The 15032-nt window shown below is 63.9% G+C and carries 13 protein-coding genes and 1 pseudogene; 8 read left to right on the top strand and 6 right to left on the bottom strand.

The features are described 5' to 3' along the window. Nucleotides 1-15: 15 nt before the first annotated feature. The 3 genes from IVA91_RS09945 to IVA91_RS09935 all read right to left on the bottom strand — a co-directional run bounded on the left by IVA91_RS09945 (nucleotide 16) and on the right by IVA91_RS09935 (nucleotide 4213). On the bottom strand, nucleotides 16-1110 hold the full coding sequence (locus tag IVA91_RS09945) for an HD domain-containing phosphohydrolase (protein WP_247282021.1): 1095 nt from the start codon (nucleotides 1108-1110) through the stop codon (nucleotides 16-18). A gap of 335 nt (nucleotides 1111-1445) precedes the next feature. Next, nucleotides 1446-3728: a molybdopterin cofactor-binding domain-containing protein gene (locus tag IVA91_RS09940; protein ID WP_247282022.1), complete on the bottom strand. Its 2283-nt coding sequence runs from the start codon at nucleotides 3726-3728 to the stop codon at nucleotides 1446-1448. After that, nucleotides 3725-4213, bottom strand: coding sequence for a (2Fe-2S)-binding protein (locus IVA91_RS09935; RefSeq protein ID WP_247282023.1), 489 nt, complete (start codon nucleotides 4211-4213; stop codon nucleotides 3725-3727). The genes IVA91_RS09940 and IVA91_RS09935 overlap by 4 nt, the downstream gene beginning before the upstream one ends. 625 nt (nucleotides 4214-4838) lie before the next feature. On the opposite strand from IVA91_RS09935, the gene IVA91_RS09930 reads away from it, so the two are divergent. The 4 genes from IVA91_RS09930 to IVA91_RS09915 all read left to right on the top strand — a co-directional run bounded on the left by IVA91_RS09930 (nucleotide 4839) and on the right by IVA91_RS09915 (nucleotide 7491). Then, nucleotides 4839-5603, top strand: a complete 765-nt coding sequence (locus tag IVA91_RS09930) for an alpha/beta fold hydrolase (RefSeq protein WP_247282024.1) — start codon at nucleotides 4839-4841, stop codon at nucleotides 5601-5603. 25 nt (nucleotides 5604-5628) lie between these two features. After that, complete coding sequence (locus tag IVA91_RS09925) at nucleotides 5629-5970, top strand: hypothetical protein (protein ID WP_247282025.1); 342 nt, start codon at nucleotides 5629-5631, stop codon at nucleotides 5968-5970. A gap of 158 nt (nucleotides 5971-6128) precedes the next feature. Beyond that, on the top strand, nucleotides 6129-6800 hold the full coding sequence (locus tag IVA91_RS09920; RefSeq protein ID WP_247282026.1) for a dienelactone hydrolase family protein: 672 nt from the start codon (nucleotides 6129-6131) through the stop codon (nucleotides 6798-6800). A 208-nt stretch (nucleotides 6801-7008) separates the two neighbouring features. Then, complete coding sequence (locus tag IVA91_RS09915) at nucleotides 7009-7491, top strand: hypothetical protein (protein ID WP_247282027.1); 483 nt, start codon at nucleotides 7009-7011, stop codon at nucleotides 7489-7491. A gap of 163 nt (nucleotides 7492-7654) precedes the next feature. Here IVA91_RS09915 and IVA91_RS09910 read toward each other — a convergent pair whose 3' ends face one another. The 3 genes from IVA91_RS09910 to IVA91_RS09900 form a co-directional block, all read right to left on the bottom strand. Next, nucleotides 7655-8401 (bottom strand): polysaccharide biosynthesis/export family protein, encoded by a 747-nt coding sequence (locus tag IVA91_RS09910; RefSeq protein WP_247458696.1) that lies wholly within the window; start codon nucleotides 8399-8401, stop codon nucleotides 7655-7657. A 319-nt stretch (nucleotides 8402-8720) separates the two neighbouring features. After that, nucleotides 8721-9377, bottom strand: coding sequence for a peptide-methionine (S)-S-oxide reductase MsrA (gene msrA / locus IVA91_RS09905; RefSeq protein WP_247282029.1), 657 nt, complete (start codon nucleotides 9375-9377; stop codon nucleotides 8721-8723). A gap of 125 nt (nucleotides 9378-9502) precedes the next feature. After that, nucleotides 9503-9820, bottom strand: coding sequence for a hypothetical protein (locus tag IVA91_RS09900; protein WP_247282030.1), 318 nt, complete (start codon nucleotides 9818-9820; stop codon nucleotides 9503-9505). A gap of 402 nt (nucleotides 9821-10222) precedes the next feature. Here IVA91_RS09900 and rpsT point away from each other — a divergent pair, with 402 nt between their 5' ends. The 4 genes and pseudogenes from rpsT (at nucleotide 10223) to IVA91_RS09880 (ending at nucleotide 14985) form a co-directional block, all read left to right on the top strand. Next, on the top strand, nucleotides 10223-10489 hold the full coding sequence (gene rpsT, locus IVA91_RS09895; protein ID WP_027549990.1) for a 30S ribosomal protein S20: 267 nt from the start codon (nucleotides 10223-10225) through the stop codon (nucleotides 10487-10489). A 1229-nt stretch (nucleotides 10490-11718) separates the two neighbouring features. Further along, complete coding sequence (dnaA, locus tag IVA91_RS09890; RefSeq protein WP_247282031.1) at nucleotides 11719-13128, top strand: chromosomal replication initiator protein DnaA; 1410 nt, start codon at nucleotides 11719-11721, stop codon at nucleotides 13126-13128. Between the two features lie 247 nt (nucleotides 13129-13375). Then, nucleotides 13376-14494 (top strand): DNA polymerase III subunit beta, encoded by a 1119-nt coding sequence (gene dnaN, locus IVA91_RS09885; protein ID WP_247282032.1) that lies wholly within the window; start codon nucleotides 13376-13378, stop codon nucleotides 14492-14494. Nucleotides 14495-14620: 126 nt separating this feature from the next. After that, nucleotides 14621-14985 (top strand): annotated as a pseudogene (locus tag IVA91_RS09880) (DUF559 domain-containing protein). Nucleotides 14986-15032 lie beyond the last annotated feature (47 nt).

Below are 15032 nucleotides of genomic sequence, written 5' to 3'. Positions count from 1 at the left end.
ATTGCAGCGTCTCGCTTAGAACGATCCCAGCGCCACCGGGCGGAACGCCTGCAACAGCTGCTGGTCGAGCTTGCCGCCCATGCCTTCCATCATCGTGAACGCACGCGAGTGGGTGAATGGCATGCGGTAGGCGCGCTTCTCCACGAGAGCGGCGTAGATGTCGACGATTGTCGTCAGCCGCACGATGTCGCTGATCTGGTTCGACGACAGGCCGTTGGGATAGCCGGAGCCATCGAGGAATTCATGATGATGCAGCACCACGTCGAGCATCTCCGGCGGGAAGCCGCCTTGCGCGGCGAGCGCGTCATAGCCACGGCGGGGATGCTGGCGCACCTCGGTCATCTCCTCGTCGGTGAGCTTGCCGGGCTTGTCGAGCAGTGCGGAGGGAACGAAGGCCTTACCGACGTCGTGCAGCAGCGCGGCGCGAGTCAGGCGGCGCTGGTCGTCCTCGCGCATGCCGAGATGCTGCGCGAAGGCGACGGCAAAGCCGGTGACGAACAGGCAATGCCGATAGCTGCCGACATGGTGACAGCCGACCGTGGTGAGCCATTCGCGCAACGAGGAGTGCTTGATCGCTTTCAGAATCTTGCTCTCGGCGGCAATGACGTCGTCGAAGGTCAGGGGCACGCCGAGCGGAAGCTTCTCGAACATCTTTGCCAGGACGGCATGCGCCGCCTCGACGCCGCGGTTGAGCGTCTTGCCGCGGTCGGTCGCGTCATAGAGGGCGGTGTCCGGGAACGCTGAGCGGATGCGCTGAAGGATGGCGTCCGCCTGCAGCGGGCGCGAGATGGTGTCGGTGGCGCCCAGCGCCCAGGCCTGCATGGTGCCGTGGTGGAGGGCATCGGCGAGTACGAACAGGCGCGGCATCGACCGATAGGCGTCGCCGCGCAGCTTGTTGCGCACCCGCTGCACGCTCTCGGGCGAGCGCAGATTGATGTCGACGACGAGGCCGGAGAGATCCCGCGACGGCCTGTCGGGGATGTCCTGGGTCGTCACCGTCGAGACCTCGCCGACCGCTTTCAGGATGCTGACGAGCTCGCTGCTCTCGTCGCTCCGGTCGGAAGCGAGCAGAAGCCGGCGTTTGGCGGCAGGTTTGGCTGAGGCGTTCATGACTTCCCCAAAAGGGTACCGAGAGCACGTGCGTATTGGCCTTAAGCCTAAGCCGGATCAGGTTCTCTGGCCCTTAAGAGGCGTCCTCAATGGAACCCTGCGCAATTGGAGGCAATTTGAGGAATTTCCGCTGTGGGGCGGCTCCAAACAAAAAAGTCGAAAAACAACCCCATGCACAGTAGCGGGCCATTGAGGAATAAGGGGAATTTTGGGCGCCATAGCCACACCCTCCGCTGTCATCGCCCGGCTTGACAGCGACAGTGTGGAGGCGGCGCCAAAACAAATCCGCCGGAGGTTGCCCTCCGGCGGATCGTCTCAAGCTGTCTTGGCCAGCCTTACGCCTTCATGCTCGCCTTCACGGCTTCGGCCGTGATCGGCAGCGCCCGGACGCGGGCGCCGGAGGCGTTGAAGATGGCATTGCCGATGGCGGGCGCCACCACCGTCACCGCGGGCTCGCCGACGCCAGTTGCCTTCTCGCCGTTGGCGATCACGGCGACGGCGACCTCGGGCGTCTGGCTCATGCGCAAGGGCGTATAGCTGTCGAAATTGGTCTGCTCGATGCCACCGTCCTTGAGTGTCGCCTTCTCGTACATCGCCAGCGACAGGCCCCACAGCGCCGCACCCTCGACCTGGGCGCGGATGTTGTCGGGATGCACCTGGGTGCCGACGTCGGTTGCGACCGTGAGCTTCTTCACCGTCACCTCACCCGATGGCGCCACCGCGACATGGGCGACGCAGGCCGTCCAGCTCGCAGTCGCACGCTCCTGCGACGATACACAGGCCACACCCATGCCCTCGTCTTTCGGCAGCTGCTTGGTGCCATAGCCGGACAGTCCCATCGCGGCGAGCAGCGTGTTGCGCAGCCGCTGCGCGCCGCCGTCGTTCTTGCCGGCGCCATCGAGCAGCGAGATGCGGAACTGCGCGGGGTCTTTGCCCGTGGCCGCCGCGATCTCGTCGATCATGCTTTCGACCGCCCAGAAGGTCCAGCCCGGCGCCACCGAACGGAGCTGGCCGGACGGCGTGGCGTTGTGCGCGAGCTCGTTCTTGATCGCGCGCACATAATGGTTGGGCACGGTGTAGAAGAAGTCGGCCCCATTCACCGTGAAGGAATCGAGCGGGCCCTTCTTGTCGACCGACGGCGTCAGGAAGTCGGGGATTCCCCAGCGCGCGGTCGGCCAGGCCGAGACCACGTCGTGGCTGATCGCAATGAGCTTGCCATCGCCGTCCACGCCGGCCTTGACCTTTTGATAGGTAAGCGGGCGCGAGAAATCCATCGTCATGTCGTTCTCGCGCGAATAGATCACCTTCACCGGCTTGCCGACCGCCTTTGCCGCCTGCACCGCCGGAATCATCATGTCGGCATCGAGACGCCGGCCGAAGCCGCCGCCCAGCCACATCTGGTGCATGACCACGAATTTCGGATCGATCCCGGCTGCACCTGCAGCGATCGCGCCGGAGCGCGTCGCGAACTGGTTGCCGGAATAGATGTGCAGGATGTCGCCCTTGAACTCCGCTGTGGCGTTCATCGGCTCCAGCGGCGCGTGGATGTTGATGCTGGTGGTGTATTCGGCCTCCACCACCTTGGCCGCCGAACCGAGGGCTGCATTGGGATCGCCGTCCTTGACGAAGAACTGGCCGGAATCCTCTAACATCTGAAGCCGCTTGGCTTCATCGAGCAGCGACTGGCTCGACAGCTTGGCGTTCGGACCATTGTCATAGGCGATCTTCAGCGCTTGCGCCGCCTTCTTGGCGTTGGCGTAGGTGCCGGCCACCGCGACGACCCAGCCCGACGTCGTTCCGGTCTTGTCGTCGAGCGTGACGGCCTTGATGAAGCCCGGCACCTTCTTGGCGCCGCTGTCGTCGACCGATGTCACCGTGGCGCCGAAGCGCACCGGAGGCGTGACCACCGCGCCATAGACCATGCCCGGCAACATCACATCGATCCCGTACTTTGCCGTGCCATTGGTCTTTGAGGGGATGTCGAGCTGCGGCACCGACACGCCGATCATGGTGTATTGATCCGGCGTCTTCAGCTTGATCGCCTTCAGCTCATCCGGCGTGAAGGTTTTGGTCGCTTTGCCGCTCTTCACCACATCGGCGAACGACATTTGCTTCTTCGACTTCGGATGCACGATCATGGAATCGCGCACCACGAGCTCCGAGGCCGGCACACCCATGGCGGCAGCCGCGGCTTCCGTTAGTGCCATGCGGCCCGCGGCGCCCGCGCGGCTCATGGCGTCGAAGTTCATCATCGTCGACCAGCTGCCGCCGGTGATCTGCGCGCCCAGTACGGGATCATTGAACTTCGGGTCGTTGGAGGCAAGCGACACGCGCATGTCGCTCCACTTCGCGCCCAGTTCCTCGCAGACGATCTGCGCCATGGTGGAGGCGATATGCTGGCCCATATCGGCCTTGCCGCAGGTCACGGTGACGAGACCGTCCGGCGAGATCGCATACCAGACGCTCGGCTCGAAGTTCGAAGGCGCCGCAAGCGCGTCGCTGATGCCGGGCACGCCGGAATAACCGAGCACGAGACCCGTCGCGGCGGTGCCGACGAGGAAGGAGCGGCGGCTGAGATCGGTCGCCTCTGGGACGACGTTGTTCACGTGCTTATTCATGTGGGCCTCCGTTCGGTGGCCGTGGATGCGGTGCGCATCTCGGACGCGGCCCGCATGATCGCCTTCTGGATCCGCGAATAGGTCATGCAGCGGCAGAGATTGCCATCCATGTGAGCGACGACCTCTTCCTTGGTCGGATTGGGATTCTTCGACAGCAGCGAGGCTGCCTGCATGATCTGCCCGGACTGGCAATAGCCGCATTGCGGCACCTGCTCGGCGATCCACGCCTTCTGCAAGGGATGATCGCCCTTGGCGGAGAGGCCTTCGATGGTGGTGATCTTCTTGCCGGCGACGTCTCCGACCATGGTCTGGCACGAACGCACGGCTTCGCCGTTGACGTGCACGGTGCAGGCACCGCACAGCCCGGCGCCGCAGCCGAACTTGGTGCCGGTCATCTGCAATTGCTCGCGGATCGCCCAGAGGAGCGGCGTGTCGTTCGCCGCATCCACGGACAGACTCCGCCCGTTGATGGTGAGTGTTGGCATAGGCGTCTTCCCCTGCCGGTGCATGAAGCCGCTTACGGCGGCAACTTGTGCGGCGGACGCCCACCGGGCTGGCGTCGACCTTGACGGCGAGCATGATCGCGTTAACGCGCGGAGGCAAATGCAATTTGGAATGGGTCGAAAAAACCAGCTCTGCACTTGCTCGTTGTGCGCCGCGCCAAGGACGCGGTGCAGCCACTGGACACAACAGCAAGCGCATCCGACATGCGAGCCCGTAGGCTTGGTGGCGTCCGAGGATGGCCAAACGGTCACCTACGGCCCGGTCACGCTCGGCACCATTGCTTATCGGGCGGATCAATTAAGAACGCCAAAGCGCTGTGGACCTTGGGGACAACGCTGCGCGTTGCCCCCAGGGTCCACAGCCCCAACAACAGCAGGCCTGAACGAAACGAGAATTGTGTTACCCATGTCGTCGGTTTGAACTGTTACCCATGTCGCCGGTTGCTCAGCGCGAAGCGCCGGATGAGGGGTATCTCTCGGCTCGCGAGACTGTTTGTGAGGGGAGAACCCCTCACCCGGCTTCGCTGCGCGAAGCCACCCTCTCCCACAAGGGGAGAGGGTGCACCGTTATCGCGGCGACGAAACCAGAAACAACAGGGCGGGAGCAATGCCAAGGATCGATCGAGACGGCGTCGGAATCTACTACGAGGTTCATGGTGAGGGGCCGCCGTTGCTGCTCACTCACGGCTATTCATCGACATCGGCGATGTGGCATGGGCAAATCGATGCGCTCGCGAAAAACCACAAGCTCGTGCTGTGGGACATGCGCGGCCACGGCCAGTCCGATTACCCCGATGATCCCGACGCCTACAGTGAAGCACTCACGGTCGGCGACATGGCGGCGATCCTCGATGCTGTCGGCACTGAGCGCGCCATCATCGGGGGTCTCTCGCTCGGCGGCTACATGTCGCTTGCGTTCTATCGCGCCTACCCACAGCGCGCCCGCGCGCTGCTGATCATCGACACTGGCCCGGGCTTCAAGAAAGACGATGCGCGCGAGGCCTGGAACGCGCGCGCGCTTGCCACCGCCGACAGGCTCGACCGCGAAGGCCTTGACGTCCTCAAATCGGCGACGCGCGAGCGCGCCACCGCCAGCCATCGCAACGCCAACGGGCTGGCGCTCGCCGCACGCGGCATGCTGACCCAGCGCGACGCGCGCGTGATCGAGCTATTGCCCGACATCACGGTGCCGTTGCTGATCGTGGTCGGCGCCGACGACACGCCGTTCCTGGCGGCGTCCGACTACATGGCGGCAAAGATCCCCGGCGCACAAAAGGTCGTGATCCCGGCCGCCGGACACGCCGTCAACATCGATCAGCCCGAGGCTTTTGTTGACGCGGTCGCGCCTTTCCTGAAGAACTTGCCGGGATAGGCCGGTCAATCGAAGACGCAAGACCATGATGCGAGGGATCTTCGCGGTGGGCGCAGTCGTGTCGCTGCTGGCGTCGGCGGCGCAGGCCGAGCCGTTCGGCACCGTGCCGCCGCGCCGACCGTTCCTCGCAACCTTGTCGAACAACACGCCGCTCGCCTTCGGCATGGATGCCGAACAGACCGCCCGTGCCCTCGGCCAGCCGCTGCAATATGTGCGCGGGCGTCCTGGCGACGAAATCTATCTTGCTTTGCGCAACATCGGCGGCAGCCGCTTGATCCCCAACCGCCACCGCCTGTTCCTGCAATTCCGTCACGGCCGGCTGGCAGGATGGAAGGAGGATTACGGCGAGAACTGGATGTGGGAGTGAGGTGGACCTCCCCGTGGTGAGGAGCGGCGAAGCCGTGTCTCGAACTAAAGGCCCCGCGGCGACATCTCGGCCTGGCATCCTTCGAGACGCGCTGACGCGCTCCTCAGATGAGGGGAAATAGCTTTCGGATCGAAGACCAACCAAGAAGGACAACCTGCGTGGGACAAGATATCAAGCTGACGGCTTCGGACAATTTCCAGCTGGGCGCCTATCGCGCCGATCCCGCAGGCACCGCGAAGGGCGCGGTGGTGGTGATCCAGGAGATCTTTGGGGTCAATCACCACATCCGCTCGGTCTGCGATCGGCTCGCCAAGGAGGGTTATGTCGCGATCGCGCCGTCGATCTTCGATCGGACCGCGCCGAATTTCCAATCGGGCTACTCGCCCGACGAGATCGCGGAGGCGCGCAAATTCGTCGCCAATCCGGACTGGGCCGCGATGCTGCGCGACACCCAGGCGGCGATCGATGCGGCGCGGGGTGCTGGCCCGGTCGGCATCATCGGCTTTTGCCTTGGCGGCAGCATCGCCTTCCTCGCGGCGACGCGGCTGTCGGGCCTCAAGGCCGCGATCGGCTATTACGGCGGCGCGGTGGTGCGCTTCGCGGACGAGACGCCGAAGGTGCCGACGCAGCTGCATTTCGGCGAGAAGGATGCCGGCATTTCCTTGACCGACGTCGACGCCATCAAGGCGAAGCGGCCCGATGTCGAAGTCTTCGTCTATCCGGGCGCGCAGCATGGCTTCCATTGCGACGAGCGGGCAAGCTACGACAAGGCCAGCGCCGACATCGCCTGGCCGCGCAGCATGGATTTTTTCGCAAAGCATTTGAAGTAGAGCACAGCATTTCTCTCTCCGTCATCCCGGGGCGCGCGGAGCGCGAGCCCGGTATCCATTGTGCGTCAGGGTTAGTGGAAGAATGGATTTTGCGCTCGCGACGTCGTTGCGCCGCGGACATGACGGAGAGAGCGGAAATCGGGTGGCTGCATCAGGCCGCGCGGCGATAGAGCTGGCCGATCAAGCCAACTCGCTCCGGAGCTTCGCCATGCAGCAAGCCATCACGCACCTCATCCGTCGCAATCCGTTCGGAACCATGGACGTGCCAGAGCCCGATGATTCCGAAGTGAGGAACTATGCCGCGACGGCCACGCTGTCCGGCGATGCCGCGGACGCCAACGCGGCGGCGTGGGCAATAGCCGCTTCGCCCTCCGATCCGCTCGAGGGCTGCTGGCAGAGCCGCTGGAATGGCGGCGCCGATCCGACCATTGCCGGCGATACATCGGACAGATGGAAAGAAGGGCGCGCGGAAATCCGCATCACGGGAGGCCGCATCTACCTGCGCTTCGACTGGGACAACGGCCGCCGGCACGGGCTGATCGATGCGGCGCGGGAGGGCGCGGATCGCCTGGTCGGCAAGTACATCAACCTGACCACGCCGGCGATCACACGGCCATGGGTCGGGCGCGTGGTCGACGATACGCGGATCGACGGGTGTTTTCCGAACGGGCGGCTGGATTTCCGAAGGTGAAATGCGGACGTAGCGCCCCCACTCTCACCTTCGTCAATTCTGGGACGCGCCGACAGGCGCAGACCCGGAAAGATCCATCTTGCCACAGAGTTGGTGGAGGAATGGATTCCGGACTCGCGCTCACGTGCGCCCCGGAATGATGACGGAGATAGTCGGCTGAAACCTAAAACCAGCGCTCGCCGACGAACACGGTGTCACCCGGCGCCAAGGGCGTGCCGAGCGGGACGACGGCGCGCATAGCGCCGCCAGCTTCGGTGTGCGTGACCGTGACCACATCGCGCTTGGCGCGGGGCGAGAAGCCGCCGGCGATGGCGACCGCGCTTTCGACCGTCATATTCGGCACGTAAGGATATTGGCCGGGCGCGAGGACCTCGCCGAGAATGAAGAACGGGCGATAGGCCTCGATCTCCACGGCGACCGAGGGCTCGCGGATATAGCCGTTGCGCAGGCGTGCGGCGATTTCGCCGGCAAGGCCCGCCGTGGTGCGTCCGCGCGCCGGCACCGCGCCGATCAGCGGCATGGTGATGGAGCCGCCGGCATCGATCGCATAGCTGTTGGTGAGACCTTCCTGGCCGTAGACCACGACGCGCAGCTTGTCGCCAGCATCGAGATGGTAGGAAGAGTCATAGCGCACCGGCGCCGCCATGGGCACGGCATAGCCGACCGGCATGGGCGCGGGCGACGAGGCGAAGGAATTGCGCAGCGCGCCGATGGCGCCGCCACCGTCGGCGACGACAACGGGCTGCGGCGCGCCATAGGGCTGGCCGTAGGCCATGGAGTCGAGATCGGGGCGCGGCTGCATCACCGCGACCGGGCCGGCGGTCTGCATGCAGCCGCCAAGGGCAAGCGCCGCGGACGCTGCCAGGGACGCTGCCAAACTCGACCGTCGAAACGCGCGTGCAACCGGCACCGGACCCATCCCTCGAAACGAGACAGCTCCAGTCTTGCACCGGTTATGGTTAATAAAGCGTTTCGTACCCTCGCCTGGAGGTTGAGAGCGGGTTCCTGTGGCCATCCTTCGAGACGCCCGCTTTAGGCGGGCGCCTCAGGATAAGGACGGAATGCGTGGCAGCAGTGTCAACGGGCCGTGCTGCTTAGCCTCATCCAGAGGAGACCGCGAAGCGGTCGTCTCGAAGGACGAGGCCTGCGCTCCGGCGTTGCGAGAAGTCATATGCGATGCTCTACCCTCCAGAGGGCGGGTAAGCGCAGCACGCTTCGACCACTTTCAATTACGCGCTCACACCGACTCCAATCGGGCAGGACACGCCGGTGCCCCCTAAGCCGCAATAGCCGGCGGGATTCTTCGCCAGATATTGCTGATGGTAGTCCTCGGCGAAATAGAATGCGCCGGCGGGCGCGATCTCGGTGGTGATGTCGCCGAGACCCTTTGCGGTAAGCGCCTTCTGATAGAGCGCTCTCGATTCCGCGGCGGCCTTCTTCTGCGCGTCGCTGAAGGTGTAGATCGCGCTGCGGTACTGCGTGCCGACATCGTTGCCTTGGCGCATGCCCTGCGTCGGGTTGTGGCTCTCCCAGAATGTCTTCAAGAGCCTGTCGTAGGAGATCTTGTTGGGATCGAACACGACCAGCACCACTTCGGTATGGGCGGTGCGGCCCGAACAGACCTCTTCATAAGTTGGGTTCGGCGTGTGGCCGCCGGCATAGCCGACGGCAGTCACATGGACGCCATCGCCGAGCTCCCAGAACTTGCGCTCGGCGCCCCAGAAGCAGCCGAGGCCGAATACCGCCTGCTCGAGACCGGGGGGATAAGGCGGCTGCAGCTTCGCACCGTTGACGAAATGGGTGGTCGCAGTCGGGATGGCTTGCGCACGGCCCGGCAGCGCCTCAGTTGCGCTCGGCAATGCGGTGGTCTTGCGCATGAACAGCATGATTGGGTCTCCGCAACGAGCCGTCCGGTCCATGAGACAAGCGCTCAGGCGGCGAGCTCGCGATCAGTGGGGAATATAAGCATCTACGCAGCGAGAGGTAGCTCTGTTACGTGGCCCGCGCGCGCTCAATCCCGAGAATAGCCGATCAGCGGTTTCCGGGGGCGGAACAGGATCATCAGCAGGATGCCGAGAACGCCGAGAACGGCGAACACCGGCTGATCCAGCACCAGGCGGATCACCGAGGTCCAGAGCCAAGGCGCCTTGGCCTCGACCCAGGTCCGGAACGCGGTCTGGCTGGCCTGATTGATATCGTTCCAGAACTGGTCGAACCGGGTGAACTTGAGGGTCTGGTCGGCCACCCAGCGGGCGCCGTCATAGACCATGAAGATGAACCCGCCGGCGAGCAGCAACAGCCCAATAAGTCGGAAAAAGCCGCGGATCATGCCTCACCTACGATGGTCGTCCGACCGGACGGCCTTGCGGAACGTCGCCAGCCAATAGCCGGGCGACGGCAGAAATTCAACCTCTTCAGAGCGTTAGGGCCCGCCTCCAGCCCGTTCGCGGCCGCTTTTCCAACTCCCGAAAGCGTTGACGGTGCCGAAGACCCTCTCTATAAGGACGCCAACTGGCGGTGGGCGCAATCCTGCCGCCGCTGTTCTTTGAGCAATTGCAGGCACCTTGAGCTTAAGACTCTTTGGAGCCTCAGAGACGACCGCAAGGCCGTCGCTCATGTTCCGGGAACGGCCCAGCAACCGAACACCCTAAATCCGAGCGTCGATTAAGCGGTCAAGCAGCCGGCGCTACCCGACCAAGACGCGACCGGTACCGCAAAGGACATTGAGACCATGGCCAATACCACTTCCGCCAAGAAAGCGACGCGCAAGATCGCCCGCCGCACCGCCGTCAACAAGTCGCGCCGCACTCAGATGCGCGGTGCCGTGCGCACCGTCGAGGAAGCCATCAAGACCGGCGATCGCGCCGCTGCCGTGAAGGCGCTGGCGAATGCCGAGCCGGCGTTGATGCGTGCCGCGCAGCGCAACATCATTCACAAGAACAACGCCAGCCGCAAAGTCTCGCGCCTCACCGCGCAGATCGCCAAGCTCGCGAAGTAATCGGCGTGATCTGATCGGCCCGACCCGATCAGCACGTCAAACAAAGCCCGGCATCGCGCCGGGCTTTTTTGTTGATTCACGCAAGCAGTGACGCCATTGCTCGATCTTCGCATTGGAAGATCTGGATCGTCTGCACTATTCTTCGTACCGTAATTCTACCTGCAGATGTTCTGCAACAGCGGAAACTTTCACCGCGTTGCAAAAACCCCTGCGCTGCCGGCTTGAATTGAATCCGCGAGTGACGAAAGTTCTACACACCGTAGATTCACAGGAACGCACGTCGGCGTGGAGTTACCCTGCAAAACGAGACTCAAAAAACGATGTCTCGCTAATCACTTATCGACATAGTGATCGCAAGCGTTTGGAAAAATCGCCGGCACGTCAGGGGCGTGACGAATTTGTAAAAAAATATTGGCGGTGGCGGAGAATTTGTCACATGAGGCGCGGCGTTCTCGATTCTGTGCACGAATCCAAAAACTTGCTTCGCAGCCTGTGAACAACTCGGGCGCGCCATTAACGCAGATCAAGTTTTTTGATGCCTCAAGTGTGAATCAATTCGATTGCGAGTCTTTCCGCTTAGTGTATTCCTTAAGTCGTCAGCGGCGCCCACGATCTTCAGACCAGCGCGGTTTAGGAAACGGGGCGAGCGTGCAAATCGGCGGCGATGTGCACGTAGGCGACGCTTCAACAAGCGATGTCGGTTCAAAACCCATAGCAATATGGGAATGGTAGTTTTTTGTCTGAATGTCTCCAAGTGGATCTTCCCGCCTCGCGCCAAGCGCTCACGAGAGACATCGCAAGGCTACCCCGGCTCGCAAGGCGGCGAAGTCGAGCGGACGAGTATAGACGGGCAGGGCATCCGCGACTGGGGCTTTCAGGTGCGGCTGTCTTTCACACGCAGGACCTTGTCGTGAGCAATCACGGCGGGACGGGGAGGTATCATGTCCTACGGATTCAACGCGGTATTGACACAGTGTCCTTCTTTCGGCGATGCCGTCTCCGATCCGTCATACGGCCAGCCTCCCACGTGTGAGAGCGCGCAGAGTACGCGCTGACCTCGCGACCCCTTCATCTCTGACATCGCTGATCGGACGCGGCGTTCTCGCCGGACGGTCGAGCCATGCCTGACGATGGACTCGCTTGAGGTCGTGCCATTCCAGGGATCCCGGCAGGAACCCTGCATGGCGCTCACAACGCAACCTTATCTCTCAAGAGAAGTTTTTCAGACGATGACAATGGAACAGGATCGCTGGTCACGCGTGAAGGGTCGGCTGCGCTCAAGCGTTGGCGAAGACGTTTACACGAGCTGGTTTGCGCGCATGGATCTGGAAGGCGTGCAGGACGAGAGCGTGCGGCTCTCGGTCCCGACCCGCTTCCTGAAGAGCTGGATTCAGGCCCATTACGCCGAGCGCGTGCTGTCGTGCTGGCAGGCCGAGATGCCGGAAGTGCATCGCATCGATCTCACGGTCCGCTCGGCGGTGCGCCCGCTCGCCCAGCCGAAGGAAGCGCCCGCCCCGGTCGAGGCGCGCCGCACGCCGGCGCCGGAGCTGCGCTCGACCGCGACCGCGCCAGTCTCGGCCAATCACGATGCGCTCGGCGGCTCGCCGCTCGATCCGCGCCTGACCTTTGCGAGCTTCGTCGTCGGCCGCTCCAACACGCTGGCGCATGCAGCCGCTCGCCAGGTCGCCGAAGGACGCCGCGGCGACCCCGTGATGTTCAACCCGCTCTACATCCATGCCGGCGTTGGCCTCGGCAAGACGCATCTCCTGCAGGCGGTGACCTGGGCCGGCAATTCCGGCAACGAGCGCAAAGTGCTGTATCTCACTGCGGAGAAATTCATGTACGGCTTCGTCGCCGCGCTGAAGACGCAGACGGCGCTGGCCTTCAAGGAAGCGCTGCGCGGCATCGACGTGCTCGTCATCGACGATCTCCAGTTCCTGCAAGGCAAGTCGACCCAGGCCGAGTTCTGCCACACGCTGAACGCGCTGATCGACGCCGGCCGCCAGGTCGTGATCGCGGCCGACCGTCCGCCGTCCGACCTCGAGAGCCTGGACGATCGCGTCCGCTCGCGGCTCGCCGGCGGCCTCGTGGTCGAGATGGGCTCGCTCGGCGAGGAGCTGCGGCACGGCATTCTCAAGTCACGTGTCGCGGCGGCCCGCGCCCACCATGCAACTTTCGAGGTGCCCGAGGAGGTGCTGCACTATCTGGCGCGCACCATCACCCATAACGGCCGCGACCTCGAAGGCGCGATCAACCGTCTGCTGGCGCACTCGAAACTCAACAACCGCCCGGTGACGCTGGAAATGGCCGAGCACGAGGTGCGCGACCTGGTCCGGCCGCAGGAGCCCAAGCGGATCAAGATCGAGGACATCCAGCGCGTGGTGGCGCGGCAGTATAACGTGAGCCGCTCCGATCTCTTGTCCTCGCGTCGCACCGCCAACGTGGTCCGCCCGCGCCAGGTGGCGATGTATCTCGCCAAGACGCTCACCCTGCGCTCGCTGCCCGAGATCGGCCGCCGCTTCGGCGGACGCGATCACACCACGGTGCTGCATGCGGTGCGCAAGATCGAGGCGCTGGTTTCCAAGGACACCGCGCTGTCCGAGGAAGTGGAATCGCTGAAGCGCCAGCTTCAGGAATAAACGCCTAGAGCTCCCGCCATGCTCCCGCCGCCCCGGCCAGGCCTGGGCGGCGGCTTTCGTTCTGGGCGGTAAATCGTGGGGGAACTGCCTCCGATCCCTTGAATCCGGAGGCCATCCGCGCCACCTTGCGCGACCCTGGCAGCTTTGGTCATATCGGCAGGATGATCCGGCTTTTTGGGGTCTTCGGTGCCGTGGCGCGCGTCCCGCCGCCCGGCCTTCTCATCTTGGGGATCGGGCGAGTAGTGCAATGAAGGTTACGGTTGAACGCGCGCAACTCCTGAAGTCGCTGGGCCATGTCCATCGCGTGGTCGAGCGCCGCAACACGATCCCGATCCTCGGCAACGTGCTGGTTCGCGCCGAGAGCGCGAAATTGTCGCTGAAGGCGACCGACCTCGACCTCGAGGTGACCGAGACGCTGCCGGCGGAGACCGCAACCGCGGGCTCCACCACCGTGCCGGCGCACATGTTCTACGACATCGTGCGCAAGCTGCCGGACGGTTCGCAGATCGTGCTGGAGGCCGACGGCGACCGTGCGGTGCTGGCGATCCGCGCCGGCCGCTCGCGCTTCACGCTGCAGACCCTGCCGGAGAACGACTTTCCGGATCTCGCCGCCGGCGACATGTCGCACTCGTTCTCGCTCGCCGCCAAGGACGTCAAGCGGCTGATCGACCGCACCCAGTTCGCGATCTCGACGGAAGAGACGCGCTACTATCTCAACGGCATCTATCTGCATGCGGCCGGCACGCCTAAGGCCGCGACCCTGCGCGGCGTCGCCACCGACGGCCACCGCCTCGCCCAGCTCGATTTGGTCCAGCCCAAGGGGGCCGAGGGCATGCCCGGCGTGATCGTGCCGCGCAAGACCGTCGGCGAGGTGCAGCGCCTGATCGAGGACACCGAGGCCGAGATGACGATCGAGCTGTCACAGGCCAAGATCCGCTTCACGATCGGCAACGTGGTGCTGACCTCGAAGCTGATCGACGGCACCTTCCCCGACTACGGACGCGTCATCCCGCAAGGCAACGACAAGGAGCTCATCGTCGACAAGAAGGATTTTGAGAACGCGGTCGACCGTGTTTCGACGATTTCGAGCGAGCGCGGGCGAGCGGTAAAACTGTCGCTGTCGGCGGGCAAGCTGGTGCTGTCGGTGACCAATCCGGATTCCGGCAGCGCGACCGAGGAGCTGGAGGTCGAATACGCCTCCGATGCCCTCGATATCGGCTTCAACTCCCGCTACCTGCTCGACATCGCCGCCCAGATCGAAGGCGACGTCGCAACGCTCCGGCTCGCCGACCCCGGCTCGCCCACCCTGGTGCAAGACCGCGACGACAAGAGCGCGCTGTACGTGCTGATGCCGATGCGGGTGTGAGGGAGGTGGCTCTCGGCCCCGAGCAATCCTTCGTGAGCCAGGCGCGATGCGCATTATTGCGCCCTCTCCCCTTGTGGGAGAGGGCAGCTCCGCTGGCGGATATATATTCGATCGGGTGAGGGGTTAGTGCCGCAAGAGCCGTCCCATCGGCCGGTCCCCAAACATCTCCGCGCGTTTGCGAAGAATATGCGGCGCGAGCCGACCGATGCGGAAGGCGCGATGTGGCGGCTGCTCAGGGAGCGACGCCTGTCGGACTTCAAGTTTCGCCGGCAAGTCCCGTTCAAGAATTACATTCTCGACTCGTCTGCTTCGAGAAGCGTCTTGTGATCGAGATCGACGGAAGCCAGCACGTTGAATCGCAACGCGATGCAGCTCGTGAAGCCGCGCTCTCCGCAGAAGGTTTCTCTATAGCGCGCTATTGGAATAATGACGTGCTTCAGCAGTCCGCCTCTGTATTGGAGGACATCCTTGCAAAGCTTGCCGGGCGGTAACATACCCCTCACCCGTCGCCTCACTACGTGAGGCGCCACCCTCTCCC

It is taken from the genome of Bradyrhizobium sp. 153 (genome assembly GCF_023073835.1).
Taxonomy (GTDB): domain Bacteria; phylum Pseudomonadota; class Alphaproteobacteria; order Rhizobiales; family Xanthobacteraceae; genus Bradyrhizobium.
Note: the sequence above shows the minus strand (reverse complement) of the source record. Positions and strands in the feature narration are given on the sequence as shown.

Excerpts from the sequence above, each read along its gene's own strand:
- IVA91_RS09945 (WP_247282021.1), bottom strand. The coding sequence starts at position 1,110 with ATGAACGCCTCAGCCAAACCTGCCGCCAAACGCCGGCTTCTGCTCGCT.
- IVA91_RS09940 (WP_247282022.1), bottom strand. The coding sequence starts at position 3,728 with ATGAATAAGCACGTGAACAACGTCGTCCCAGAGGCGACCGATCTCAGC.
- IVA91_RS09935 (WP_247282023.1), bottom strand. The coding sequence starts at position 4,213 with ATGCCAACACTCACCATCAACGGGCGGAGTCTGTCCGTGGATGCGGCG.
- IVA91_RS09930 (WP_247282024.1), top strand. The coding sequence starts at position 4,839 with ATGCCAAGGATCGATCGAGACGGCGTCGGAATCTACTACGAGGTTCAT.
- IVA91_RS09925 (WP_247282025.1), top strand. The coding sequence starts at position 5,629 with ATGATGCGAGGGATCTTCGCGGTGGGCGCAGTCGTGTCGCTGCTGGCG.
- IVA91_RS09915 (WP_247282027.1), top strand. The coding sequence starts at position 7,009 with ATGCAGCAAGCCATCACGCACCTCATCCGTCGCAATCCGTTCGGAACC.
- msrA (WP_247282029.1), bottom strand. The coding sequence starts at position 9,377 with ATGCTGTTCATGCGCAAGACCACCGCATTGCCGAGCGCAACTGAGGCG.
- IVA91_RS09900 (WP_247282030.1), bottom strand. The coding sequence starts at position 9,820 with ATGATCCGCGGCTTTTTCCGACTTATTGGGCTGTTGCTGCTCGCCGGC.
- rpsT (WP_027549990.1), top strand. The coding sequence starts at position 10,223 with ATGGCCAATACCACTTCCGCCAAGAAAGCGACGCGCAAGATCGCCCGC.
- dnaA (WP_247282031.1), top strand. The coding sequence starts at position 11,719 with ATGACAATGGAACAGGATCGCTGGTCACGCGTGAAGGGTCGGCTGCGC.
- dnaN (WP_247282032.1), top strand. The coding sequence starts at position 13,376 with ATGAAGGTTACGGTTGAACGCGCGCAACTCCTGAAGTCGCTGGGCCAT.